This is a genomic window from Haemophilus haemolyticus, assembly GCF_001008275.1.
Taxonomy (GTDB): Bacteria; Pseudomonadota; Gammaproteobacteria; order Enterobacterales; family Pasteurellaceae; genus Haemophilus; species Haemophilus haemolyticus_P.
Genome location: NZ_LCTH01000057.1, coordinates 124,306 through 136,053 on the forward strand (window position 1 = coordinate 124,306; position 11,748 = coordinate 136,053).

At 38.9% G+C, this 11,748-nt stretch carries 9 protein-coding genes; 7 read left to right on the forward strand and 2 right to left on the reverse strand.

The features are described from left to right. Positions 1–18 precede the first annotated feature (18 nt). On the reverse strand, positions 19–1,782 hold the full coding sequence (msbA, locus tag AAX15_RS08620; RefSeq protein ID WP_046940068.1) for a lipid A ABC transporter ATP-binding protein/permease MsbA: 1,764 nt from the start codon (positions 1,780–1,782) through the stop codon (positions 19–21). Positions 1,783–1,822: 40 nt separating this feature from the next. Next, entirely contained in the window at positions 1,823–4,189 is a 2,367-nt protein-coding gene (locus AAX15_RS08625; RefSeq protein ID WP_046940069.1) for a DNA internalization-related competence protein ComEC/Rec2, read from the reverse strand. A 259-nt stretch (positions 4,190–4,448) separates the two neighbouring features. On the opposite strand from AAX15_RS08625, the gene dksA reads away from it, so the two are divergent. The 7 genes from dksA (at position 4,449) to miaA (ending at position 11,746) form a co-directional block, all read left to right on the forward strand. Then, positions 4,449–4,886: an RNA polymerase-binding protein DksA gene (dksA, locus tag AAX15_RS08630; protein WP_005627987.1), complete on the forward strand. Its 438-nt coding sequence runs from the start codon at positions 4,449–4,451 to the stop codon at positions 4,884–4,886. Between the two features lie 163 nt (positions 4,887–5,049). Then, complete coding sequence (pcnB, locus tag AAX15_RS08635; RefSeq protein ID WP_413540593.1) at positions 5,050–6,492, forward strand: polynucleotide adenylyltransferase PcnB; 1,443 nt, start codon at positions 5,050–5,052, stop codon at positions 6,490–6,492. Positions 6,493–6,500: 8 nt separating this feature from the next. Next, on the forward strand, positions 6,501–6,983 hold the full coding sequence (folK, locus tag AAX15_RS08640; RefSeq protein ID WP_046940070.1) for a 2-amino-4-hydroxy-6-hydroxymethyldihydropteridine diphosphokinase: 483 nt from the start codon (positions 6,501–6,503) through the stop codon (positions 6,981–6,983). Between the two features lie 75 nt (positions 6,984–7,058). Beyond that, a complete protein-coding gene (tsaE, locus tag AAX15_RS08645; protein WP_046940071.1) occupies positions 7,059–7,535 on the forward strand; it encodes a tRNA (adenosine(37)-N6)-threonylcarbamoyltransferase complex ATPase subunit type 1 TsaE in 477 nt (158 codons plus the stop codon). 7 nt (positions 7,536–7,542) lie between these two features. Then, positions 7,543–8,913: an N-acetylmuramoyl-L-alanine amidase gene (locus tag AAX15_RS08650; protein ID WP_046940072.1), complete on the forward strand. Its 1,371-nt coding sequence runs from the start codon at positions 7,543–7,545 to the stop codon at positions 8,911–8,913. Then, the gene (gene mutL, locus AAX15_RS08655) at positions 8,914–10,803 is read left to right on the forward strand and encodes a DNA mismatch repair endonuclease MutL (RefSeq protein WP_046940073.1); all 1,890 of its coding nucleotides are present in this window, start codon (positions 8,914–8,916) and stop codon (positions 10,801–10,803) included. Positions 10,804–10,810: 7 nt separating this feature from the next. Next, complete coding sequence (miaA, locus tag AAX15_RS08660; RefSeq protein WP_046940074.1) at positions 10,811–11,746, forward strand: tRNA (adenosine(37)-N6)-dimethylallyltransferase MiaA; 936 nt, start codon at positions 10,811–10,813, stop codon at positions 11,744–11,746. The last annotated feature ends 2 nt before the right edge of the window (positions 11,747–11,748 follow it).

Here is an 11,748-nt window from a genome sequence, read left to right on the forward strand (position 1 = left end):
TTTTCGATAATCAATAAATTAGCCACTAAACTGCATACTGTGTAATTGTTTATAGGCGCCATTTTGTTCAAGCAATGCCTTATGGTTACCGCGCTCACGAATTTCTCCGTGATCAATCACAAGAATTTCATCCGCATTTTCAATGGTTGATAAACGATGGGCGATTACGATAACAGTGCGATCTTTCTTCAATTCATCTAATGCAGATTGAATTGCTCGTTCTGATTCCGTATCTAGTGCAGACGTAGCTTCATCCAAAATTAATACTGGAGAATTACGCAATAAAGCACGAGCAATCGCTAAACGTTGACGTTGCCCACCGGACAGGCTCGCACCATTTTCACCAATGACCGTATCAAAACCTTGTGGTAATTTTTCGATAAACTCTAAAGCATAAGCCGCTTTTGCTGCAGCGATAATTTCTTCGCGAGAATACTTATCTTGTGCTGCATAAGCAATATTATTCGCAATGGTATCGTTAAATAAATGGACTTGTTGAGAAACCACGGCGCAATTTTCACGTAAATTGGATAAACGATAATCTTGGATATTTACGCCATCCAATAAAATTTCACCTTGCTCAATATCGTAAAAACGGGTCACTAAATTAGCAATGGTTGATTTACCCGATCCTGAACGCCCCACTAGAGCTACGGTTTTCCCAGCTGGAACGCTAAAAGAAATATTATTTAATGCAAGCTCCTCTTTTCCTTGATATGCAAAACTCACATTCTTAAATTCTAATTCACCTTTCGCGGGTTCAGCTTGGTAAGTACCATTATCTTTTTCTGGTTCTAAATCTAAAATGGCAAATAAAGTTTGACACGCTGCCATCCCCCGTTGGAATTGAGAGTTTACGTTCGTTAAAGATTTTAATGGACGCATCATCGCTAACATAGATGAGAAAACTACCGTAAAAGAACCTGCACTTAGGTTATCTTCCGCAATCAACGGCGTCGTCGCTAAAAACAATACTGCCGCCAAAGCAAGAGAAGCAATGATCTGCACAACAGGGTCGGAAATGGAATCTGCGGTGACCATTTTCATGCCTTTACGACGCATATCGTTACTCACGATATCGAAACGTTCCTCTTCCACTAATTGCCCACCAAAAGAAAGCACCACTTTATGCCCTTTTAGCATTTGTTCCGTTGCAGAGGTTAATTCCCCCATTGAATCTTGTAAATTCTTACTCAATTTACGGAAAATTTTTGACACGATAGTGATCAACACCGCAATAATTGGCCCGATCACAAATAAAACAAGGGTTAATTCCCAGCTTGTGTAAAACATTACTGCTAATAGCGAAATAATATATGCCCCCTCTCGCACAATGGTAATCAAAGATCCTGAAGAAGAACTTGCAATCATCTCAGAATCATAAGTAATACGAGAAAGTAATTTACCTGTTGAATTTCTGTCAAAGAAACTCACAGGCATAAACATTAAATGTTTAAACAAGCGGCGACGCATTGTCATGACAACTTTGCCTGATACCCATGCTAAACAATAATTAGAAATAAAGTTAGAAACCCCACGCAAAAAAATCATTCCCACGACGACCACAGCCATCATTTTCAAAAATGAATGATCCGCCTTACCGAATCCATCATCTAGCAAAGGTTTTAATAAATAAATAAGACCTGAATCTGCCAAAGCATTAAGCACCAATGCGATAGCAGACACCAATAAACCCGCTTTAAAAGGTTTAATCATTGGCCACAAACGCTTAAAAGTTTGTAAAGTTGAAAAATCATTTTCTTGTAATTTTTGCTCTTGCATAATCGCTATCTAATGGTAAAAATTGCGCGCATTGTACCTTTTATTCGCCCGAGAATCCAATTACATGCGCATACCAAGGGGAAAATTCTGTGCGTGCTTGTTGGATTTCTAATCGGTCTTTAAAAAAATTTACCCTTACTTGCCCTGAAATAGCGGTATTTTTCACCACACTTTTATAACGATGTAGCCTTTCCATAACCGAATAATGAGGAAATTTCCACGGATTCCAACGCCCACTAGAAATAATCGCTACATCTGGTCGCACCTGCGAAAGTAAATATTCACTTGTCGATGTTTTACTCCCATGATGCCCCACTTGCAACACATCGATTTTTCCTAAAGTGTGGGCAAAAATTTGCTCATTTTTTGTTTCAGCATCGCCAGTCAGCAAAACTCGATGCTTTCCATCATCGACTAAAATTACACAAGAGTGGGGATTATCTGCTCGCTCCACAATAGAATGGGGTGAAAGTATTTGAAAATGCAGCCCTTGCCAATCCCAATCACGTCCAGCAGTACAAAAAGTGCGGTGATTTTCCCCATAGTTTTTTCGTGAAGGGGTAATAAATTCCACATTCGGATACGCCTTTAAAATTGTCGAAGCACCACCTGCATGATCGTTGTCATCATGACTCAAAATCAACTTTTCCAAAGTAATCCCTTCTCTATGTAAATAAGGCAAAATTTCTAATTCAGCCATATTTCCCCCTTGCCATGCAGGGCCTGTATCATAAAGAATCCCTTTGCCATTTTTCACAATCAACGTAGCTAAGCCCTGCCCCACATCTAAAGTATCTACCAGCCAAATTGGCTTGCTTAGTTGCTTGAACGACAAAATCATAAAACATAGCGACATAATTCCGAAAGAACATCGCAAAACGTTGATTCGATCATTTTTTAGCACAGGTTTACTGAGATTTAATGTAAAAAATCTTGCCCGTTTTATTTGCCTGATTGATGATAAAACCTTGAGTTCTCGGTAAATACTCCAAATAATTAACATAAACATGCCACAACAAAGTGCGGTTAGAACCAGCGATAAATTAAATGAGACATTGAACCAATTTCCTTGAAAAATAGAAATTAACCAAGTAATTCCTTCGGCTAACTTGTTTGCTAGTTGCCAAGAAAAACAAGCTCCATTAGTAAAAACAGCAAATAAAATCAAGGGCACAAGAAAAAAGCTATAAAGTGGTACGGCAATAAGATTGGCTAAAAAGCTACTCAGCGATAAGCCATTAAATAGAAAAAGTTGCAAAGGCGTAAAAAAGAGCAATAACCCAAATTGCAAATGAAATAAACTCAAAATCCACCGCACTTTTGAGGAAAAGGGACGATTTTTCCATTGAAAAAGTGAAAAAGGCACATAACGATACCATAGGATCAAACAAGCAACGGCTCCACAAGAAAGCCAAAAACTGACCGAAAGCGGCATTAATGGATCGCATAAAAGCAAGAATCCGACAACCAGCGTAAAAAGCTGAAGAGGCGAATAATGTCGCCTCATTATTTGAACGAAGAAAACGAAAACAAGTGCTGAAATCGCACGGAAAGTTGGCACGCTAAGACCAGCCAAATACGCATAAATTAAAGCAAATAAAACACCAAAAACTAAAGGAAAATAAGGATTAATAAAACGGGTGGGGAAAAATACTTGCACAACACGCGCCAAGTAAAATCCAATTCCCATAGACAACCCAATATGTAAGCCAGAAATAGCAATAAGATGTGCGGTATTGGTTTGTTGGTAAATTGACCAAGTAGTTTTATCTAACCAAGCCCGCTCGCCAAAAGCTAATGCAATTAATAAACCTTGCAGTGATAACCCTTCCGTTTGCTTCTTTACTTGTTGCAATTTTTCTGCGCGCAATGATGAAATATCAGCAATTTTCACCGCACTTTTTACGGTTCCAACAGCCGTAATTCCCTTTGAGAAATACCATTGTTGCCGATCAAATCCGCCAAAATTTAATCTTGCAGAAAGGGGGCGTAAGGAAATTTCCGCTTGCCAAATTTCCGATAATTGAGGCACCTCTTTTGCCTTCCAATTTAAAAAAATTCGTTGCGCTCGTAAGTTATCCGCCAATGTTGCTGTAGCGATAAGCGTTTGATAATCCTGTTGGTGCAAAATTTCTTGGATCTCAAAAGTCACCACTTGTTTTTGAGCGGTAACGCTTTGAGCCTGTTGTAACAAGCTGAGTGCTGAATGATGTGTATAACCGAGAGAAACAATAAAAAAAGCAAGAAAAACTAAGAAATTTCTACGGAAAAAAATAAAAAGAAAAATCAAAGCAAACGCAATAACCAGCGCAACCTGCCAACGCAATAGCAATGACTGTGGTAGAAATAACAACGTTAAATCCGCAACAATCAACAAGATAACTAAAGTTATTAAGTTTAATTTCATTTTTATCGCAATTTTAGGCTTATCGTTCTAAGCCTAAAATAGATTTATCTCTATGTGCAAAAGGTTGCTGATGTTTCTGCGATCTATATCGCAAAACTAAATGTTTCAGGAAAATTTACTTGCTAAAAAAAACAACTTCTGATATTTATAGCGCCCTCAAAAATTGGGTTCCTAAAAGTGCTGTCAGGAACAAACTAAAATAACAAGACAGGAAGTCGTGAAGTTCACGCTTAAATTCTGTATGTATTAGGAGTGAGAGATGTCAAAAGCATCGTTGAGCTTGCTAGATTTAGCAGGCGTAAAGCCTTATCAAATGAAAAAAGATGAAGAATATATGAGTGAAGATCAAATTCTTCATTTCAGAAAAATTCTTAATGCTTGGCACGAGCAAATCGTGGAAGAAGCTTCTCGCACCGTTGCACATATGCAGGATGAAGTGACCAATTTTCCCGATCCCGCAGACCGAGCAACTCAGGAAGAGGAATTCAGTCTAGAATTACGTAATCGCGATCGCGAACGTAAACTAATGAAAAAAATTGAAGCAACCTTGAAAAAACTTGATACCGATGATTTTGGTTACTGTGATTGTTGTGGTGAAGAAATTGGCATTCGCCGTTTAGAAGCACGCCCAACAGCAGATCTTTGCATTGATTGCAAAACGTTAGCTGAAATCCGCGAAAAACAAGTAGCGGGTTAATTCATTCTATTGAAAAATACAAAAGTGCGGTTAAAATTAGCCGCACTTTTTTGCATTTAAAAATGCAGAAAAATCCCCTTGCCTTTTTCTTTACAGAAAAAGAGCTAAGCCATTTATTTCCAGCTAAAAAACGGAGTAAATTATTCTTACTTATATCAAAAATTTGTTTGGCAAGAAGACAAAAAAATCAAAAGAAGTTGCCAAAACAAGTGCTCATTCTAAACGAGTTGAGCGTTCTAATAGTCAAATGCCAAAAGCACGGGCAAAAAAATCAGAACAAACACACCGCTACGATAAAAATGTGATTAAAGCGGCTCAATTTGATATTTCACCGCGTGATTTTAGCCGTAATGCACTCACCGTAGTGGAAAAACTGCAACGTCAAGGTTTCGAGGCTTATATCGTCGGTGGATGTATCCGCGATTTATTGCTCGGTAAAAAACCAAAAGATTTTGATGTGTCAACAAACGCCCGTCCTGAGCAAATCCAAAACATTTTTCAACGCCAATGTCGTTTAGTGGGTCGCCGTTTCCGATTAGCACATATTATGTTTGGTCGAGATATTATTGAAGTCGCCACTTTCCGCGCCAATCACAGTGATGCTCGCAATGAAAATCAAGCGAAACAAAGTAATGAAGGCATGTTACTGCGCGATAATGTTTACGGTACGATCGAACAAGATGCAGAACGCCGAGACTTTACGGTCAATGCGCTGTATTACAATCCGCAAGACAATACCTTGCGTGATTATTTTGATGGTATTCATGATCTCAAAGCAGGAAAGCTACGCTTAATTGGTGATCCAGTTACCCGTTATCAAGAAGATCCTGTGCGTATGCTACGCTCAATTCGTTTCATGGCAAAACTTGATATGTTCCTTGAAAAACCGAGCGAACAGCCAATTCGTGAACTTGCGCCTTTATTAAAAAATATTCCGCCAGCTCGCTTATTTGATGAAAGTTTAAAATTATTACAAGCAGGACAAGGGGTAAAAACCTATCATTTATTACGACAATATGGTTTATTTGAACAACTTTTCCCTGCATTAAGCGCATATTTTACAGAGAAAGAAGATAGTTTTGCAGAACGCATGATCGTCACCGCACTTACTTCTACGGATGAACGTGTTGCGGATAAACTTCGTATTAATCCTGCATTCTTATTTGCAGCATTTTTCTGGTATCCATTACGCGAAAAAGTAGAAATCTTGAAAAATGAAGGCGGTCTAAATAACCATGATGCTTATGCTTTGGCGGGCAATGAAGTTTTAGACTTATTCTGCCGTGCTTTGGCTGCACCACGTCGTCATACTGCGGTCATTCGTGATATTTGGTTCTTACAGCTGCAATTATTAAAACGTACAGGCTCAGCACCAATGCGTACCATGGAACATCCAAAATTCCGTGCTGGCTTTGATTTACTGGCTATGCGTGCAGAAATTGAAGGTGGCGAAACGATTGAATTAGCCAAATGGTGGCACGAATATCAATTCAGCAATGGTGAACAGCGCGAACAGTTAGTACACGAGCAACAACGCTTACATCCCAAACCAAAGAAAAAATACTATCGTCCACGCCGTCGTAAAACCACGCGCTCAGCAGAATAAGGGAAGAAATGATTACTTCATATATTGCCCTTGGTAGCAATTTGAATACACCAGTAGAACAATTACATGCTGCGCTTAAAGCTATAAGTCAGTTACCAAACACTCATTTGGTAACGACGAGTTCTTTTTATAAAAGCAAACCGCTCGGCCCACAAGATCAACCCGATTATGTGAATGCTGTTGCAAAAATTAAAACCGAGCTTAACCCGCTTGCACTATTAGATGAATTGCAACGTATTGAAAATGAGCAAGGTCGAGTACGTTTACGTCGCTGGGGGGAGCGTACATTAGATTTGGATATTTTGCTCTATGGCAACGAAATCATTCAAAACGAGCGCTTAGCGATTCCCCATTATGATATGCATAACCGTGAGTTTGTCATTGTACCGTTATTTGAAATCGCATCGGATTTGGTCTTACCTAACACTCAACTACTAGCAGATTTGGTCAAGCAATTTGATGACCATGAAATGATAAAATTAAATCCCTAGAAATTTCACCGCACTTTTATGAACCTCAAAAGTGCGGTAGAATCTGCCCATATTTTTCTTCATTCATAACCCGTTATGGAAAGCTTAACTCAATATATCCCTGATGAATTTTCTATGCTCCGCTTCGGCAAAAAATTCGCGGAAATTCTTTTAAAATTGCATACCGAAAAAGCAATTATGGTTTATCTTAACGGTGATCTTGGGGCAGGAAAAACAACGCTAACGCGTGGAATGCTGCAAGGTATCGGCCATCAAGGTAATGTAAAAAGCCCAACTTATACGCTGGTTGAAGAATATAATATTGCAGGCAAAATGATTTATCATTTTGATTTATATCGTTTAGCAGATCCAGAAGAACTCGAATTTATGGGCATTAGAGATTATTTTAATACGGATAGCATCTGCTTAATTGAATGGTCTGAAAAAGGCCAAGGCATATTGCCGGAAGCGGATATTTTAGTAAATATTGATTATTACGATGATGCACGAAATATTGAATTAATCGCACAAACAAACTTAGGTAAAAATATTATAAAAGCATTCTCTCATTAATTTATTTATGAAAACAAAAATTTTATTTTTTCTTTTTTTCTCAACGTTTAGCTTCTCTCTTTTTGCAGCCCCAATTACGATTGCGATTGACCCAGGTCATGGAGGAAAAGATCCAGGTGCAATCAGCCGAAACTTGGGTATTTATGAAAAAAATGTCACGCTTTCGATTGCAAAAGAGTTAAAAACCTTACTCGATAAAGACCCAAATTTTCGTGGCGTATTAACACGCAGCGGTGATTACTATATTTCCGTGCCTGAGCGTTCAGAAATCGCACGTAAATTTAAAGCAAATTATCTCATTTCCATTCATGCTGATTCATCTGAATCACCTGAACGTCGTGGCGCCTCAGTGTGGGTGTTATCAAACCGTCGAGCCAATGATGAAATGGGTCAATGGTTAGAAGACGATGAAAAACGCTCTGAACTACTCGGTGGCGCAGGAAAAGTGCTTTCACACAATAATGATAAATACCTAGATCAAACAGTGCTTGATTTACAATTTGGTCATAGCCAACGTACTGGTTATGAACTTGGTAAACATATTTTAAGTCATTTTTCTAAAGTGACGACCTTAAGCCGCAGCGTTCCTCAACACGCAAGCCTTGGCGTTTTACGTTCACCTGATATTCCTTCCGTATTAGTGGAAACAGGTTTTCTATCAAATTCTGATGAAGAACAAAAACTTAACTCCCCTGCTTATCGCCGTCGTATCGCCTATATGATTTATGAGGGATTAGTGGTTTTCCGTGGCGGAAAAGCCAAATCTTTCATTAGTGATGATATTGTTCAGAATAGCAAACAAAGTGATACAAAAAATACTGAAAAAAATGACCGCACTTCCGATAAAAATACCAATGAGAACGTAGTGAAAGATAGTGGCCTTCGCCATACAGTCAAAAATGGGGAAAGTTTAGGAAGCCTTGCGAATAAATATGATGTCAAAGTGGCAGACATTGTGACATTAAATAAATTAAAACGCGAAGCCCTTTGGATTGGTGAAACCATCAAAATTCCAGATAATGGAAAAACTCAGAAAGCACAAGATGAAAAAATAAATTCATCAAAAAATAAAGAAAGTGCGGTGAAAAAGACTGAGAAAACGACTGAAAAAACCAATACTGTAAAAGTAGAAAAATCAGAAAATAAAACGGATAAAAATAAATCCTCAAATAAAACGAAAAAAGAGGAAACCTCATCCACTAAAAAATCTGATGAGAAAAAAGAAATTCCACTTTACCATGTCATTCAAAAAGATCAGACAATCTATGCCGTATCGCGAGAATACAATATTTCAGTTAACCAAATTTTAAAACAAAATCCAAAATTAAAAGATGGTAAAGCCCTAAGCGGGCAAAAAATTAAATTAAGAGAAAAATAAATGCCAATTAAAATTCTTTCCCCACAACTTGCGAACCAAATTGCTGCTGGTGAAGTGGTAGAACGCCCTGCGTCTGTGGTGAAAGAATTAGTGGAAAATAGCCTTGATGCAGGTGCAAATAAAATCCAAATTGATATCGAAAATGGTGGGGCAAATTTAATCCGCATCCGTGACAATGGCTGTGGCATTCCAAAAGAAGAATTAAGCCTGGCTCTAGCTCGACATGCTACTAGCAAAATAGCCGATCTTGACGATCTAGAAGCCATTTTAAGTTTGGGTTTTAGAGGCGAGGCATTGGCAAGTATCAGCTCAGTATCGCGCTTAACGCTCACCTCTCGCACAGCGGAGCAAACTGAAGCGTGGCAAGTTTATGCGCAAGGTCGTGATATGGAAACCACAATCAAACCCGCATCACATCCTGTCGGCACAACAGTTGAAGTCGCCAATCTTTTTTTCAACACGCCAGCTCGTCGAAAATTTTTGCGCACAGACAAAACAGAATTTGCTCATATTGATGAAGTCATTCGCCGCATTGCTTTAACAAAATTCAATACGGCATTTACATTAACGCATAATGGGAAAATCATCCGTCAATATCGTCCTGCTGAAGCGCTCAATCAGCAACTAAAACGTGTCGCCGCTATTTGTGGGGATGATTTTGTCAAAAATGCCTTACGAATTGATTGGAAACACGATGATTTACATTTATCAGGCTGGGTAGCCACACCAAATTTTAGCCGAACTCAAAATGATTTAAGTTATTGCTATATTAATGGCCGAATGGTTCGAGATAAAATAATTAGCCATGCTATTCGACAAGCCTATGCTCAATATTTACCAACCGATGCTTATCCTGCATTTGTGTTGTTTATTGACTTAAATCCACATGATGTGGATGTAAATGTTCATCCAACTAAACATGAAGTGCGCTTTCACCAACAACGCCTCATTCATGATTTTATTTACGAAGGCATCAGCCATGCGCTAAACAATCAAAAACAGCTGAATTGGCACACGGAGCAAAGTGCGGTAGAAAATCACGAAGAAAATACGGTGCATGAACCCCAACCGAATTACAGCATTCGTCCTAATCGTTCAGCAGCGGGGCAAAATATCTTTGCGCCACAATATCATGAAAAACCACAGCAAAATCAAGCGAACTTTTCTAACACACCAGTGTTACCAAATCATGTAAGTACTGGTTATCGAGATTACCGTTCCGATGCACCGAGTAAAACTGAGCAACGTTTATATGGTGAATTATTACGCACATTACCGCCTACAGAGCAAAAGGATATATCGAATACAGCACAACAAAATATTTCAGATACAGCTAAAATCATCTCAACTGAAATAATTGAGAACTCATCACATCTGCGCGCCCTTTCACTTATTGAAAATCGCGCGCTGTTATTACAACAGAACCAATATTTCTTTTTGCTTTCATTGGAAAAATTACAACGCTTGCAATGGCTATTGGCTTTACAACAAATACACATCGAACAACAGCCTTTATTGATTCCAATCGTGTTTCGCTTAACTGAATCACAATTTCAAGCATGGCAACAATACTCAGATGACTTCAAAAAAATTGGCTTTGAATTTATCGAAAATCAAGCGCAATTACGCTTAACCTTAAATAAAGTGCCAAGTTTATTGCGTACACAAAATCTACAAAAATGCGTGATGGCAATGCTGACTAGAGATGAAAATTCATCACCATTTTTAACCGCACTTTGCGCACAATTAGAATGTAAAACCTTTGACGCTTTAGCGGACGCACTCAATTTATTGAGCGAGACGGAACGTTTACTGACGCAAACGAATCGCACGGCATTCACCCAATTACTCAAACCTGTTAATTGGCAGCCTTTATTAGACGAAATTTAGATTCTTCATGAAACCAACTGCAATTTTTTTAATGGGCCCTACAGCCTCAGGTAAAACAGATTTAGCCATTCAACTACGAAACCAACTTCCAGTCGAAGTGATTAGTGTGGATTCAGCACTCATTTATAAGGGAATGGATATTGGCACAGCGAAACCATCAAAAGAAGAGCTTGAGCTTGCGCCTCACCGATTGATCGATATTTTAGATCCGTCAGGAAGCTATTCCGCAATGAATTTTCGCGCCGATGCGCTACGAGAAATGGCAGATATTACTGCACAAGGCAAAATTCCGTTACTAGTGGGCGGTACGATGTTGTATTATAAATCCTTAATCGAAGGGCTTTCGCCCTTGCCTTCTGCTGATGAAAATATTCGCGCCGAGCTTGAACAAAAAGCGGCTCAACAAGGTTGGGCTGCATTACATACAGAACTCGCCAAAATCGATCCTATTTCTGCCGCCCGAATTAATCCAAGTGATTCTCAACGAATCAATCGTGCTTTAGAGGTTTTTTATATCACGGGAAAATCACTCACAGAGCTGACGGAAGAAAAAGGCGAAGCCTTGCCTTATGATTTTGTGCAATTTGCAATTGCGCCGCAAGATCGTCATATTTTGCATGACCGCATTGAACAACGTTTTCATAAAATGATTGAACTGGGCTTTCAAGCAGAAGTGGAGAAACTTTATGCGCGTGGTGATTTAAATATTAATCTACCGTCGATTCGCTGCGTGGGCTATCGTCAAATGTGGGAATATTTGCAAGGCGATTACGATCATGAAGAAATGATTTTCCGTGGTATTTGTGCAACACGCCAACTTGCAAAACGCCAGCTCACTTGGCTGCGCGGTTGGAAAACGCCAATACAATGGCTGGATAGTTTACAACCTAAACAAGCGAAAGAAACCATATTACGTCACTTAGATTCCTATCAAAAAGGTTAGAA